Source organism: Streptosporangium sp. NPDC049644, from assembly GCF_040675205.1.
Taxonomy (GTDB): domain Bacteria; phylum Actinomycetota; class Actinomycetes; order Streptosporangiales; family Streptosporangiaceae; genus Streptosporangium; species Streptosporangium fukuiense.
In genome coordinates this window covers 1-1,048 of record NZ_JBFAOJ010000289.1, presented here as the reverse complement: position 1 = coordinate 1,048, position 1,048 = coordinate 1, and the positions used below count along the sequence as shown (strand labels likewise).

The following is a 1,048-nucleotide window of genomic DNA, read 5'->3' as shown; positions in this document are numbered from 1 at the left end:
GGTGGGGGCTCCGCAGGAGTCGGGCCGTCGGAGCGTGAACGTGTATGCCCGCTCGGCGGAGGCGGCCGAGGAGGCGGCGTGGGTGCGGTACGCGGCCGGTACGCTCGCGGCCGGTGTTTCGGAGGTCGTGCCGTTCGAGGTGGCGGTGTGGCCGCCGGCCGGGGCGACCGTGATCGAATTGGAGGGGTTGTACGAGGAGCTGGCCGAGGACGGTTTCGTCTACGGTTCGGTGTTCCAGGGGTTGCGGGCTGCCTGGCGGGGTGAGGGTGGCGAGGTGTTCGCCGAGGTCGCGCTGCCCGAGCAGGCGGTGTCGGACTCCGGTTCGTTCGGGGTGCATCCGGCGCTGCTGGATGCGGCGTTGCACGCGGTGGCCTTCGCCGGGCTGGACGATTCCGAGGGTGGTTTGTTGCCGTCTTCGTGGGAGCAGGTGTGTCTGTTCGCGGGTGGGGCGTCGGTGTTGCGGGTGCGGCTGGTCAGGATGGGCGGCGATGCGGTGTCGTTGAGTGCGGTGGATGCGGCTGGGGAGCTGGTGGTGTCGGCGCGGTCGGTGGTGTTGCGGTCGGTCTCGGCCGAGCAGCTGGCGGTCTCCGAGGGTGTGGGGGTGGGCTGGGAGTCGTTGTTCGGGGTGGAGTGGGCGCCGGTGGGTGCTTTGCCGGAGGCCGGTGGGGTGTCGGTGGCGGTGCTCGGTGCGGATGTGCTGGGGGTTGCTTCCGCGTTGCGGGCGGTCGGGGAGCCGGGTGGTCTTGCGGTGGAGGTGTACGGGGAGCTGTCGTCGCTGGCGGAGGCGGGCGTGGTGCCGGCCGTCGTGATGGTGGAGGCGGTCTCGGATCCGGTGGCCGGGGTGGTGGGGTCGGCGCATGCGTTGACTGCCCACGTGCTGGATGTGGTGCAGGGGTGGCTGGCCGATGATCGGTTCGCCGAGTCGCGGCTGGTGTTCCTTACCCGGGGTGCGGTCGCGGCGGGTGATGGTGAGGTGGTGGCGGATCTGCCGGCCGCGGCGGTGTGGGGTCTGGTGCGTAGTGCGCAGTCGGAGAACCCAGGCAGGTTC

1 protein-coding gene is annotated in these 1,048 nt (G+C 71.4%); it reads left to right on the top strand.

All coding sequences use genetic code 11. The features are described 5' to 3' along the window. Positions 1-34 precede the first annotated feature (34 nt). The coding region (locus tag AB0J58_RS45195) for a polyketide synthase dehydratase domain-containing protein (protein WP_364228058.1) at positions 35-1,048 on the top strand (1,014 nt) is incomplete at its 3' end.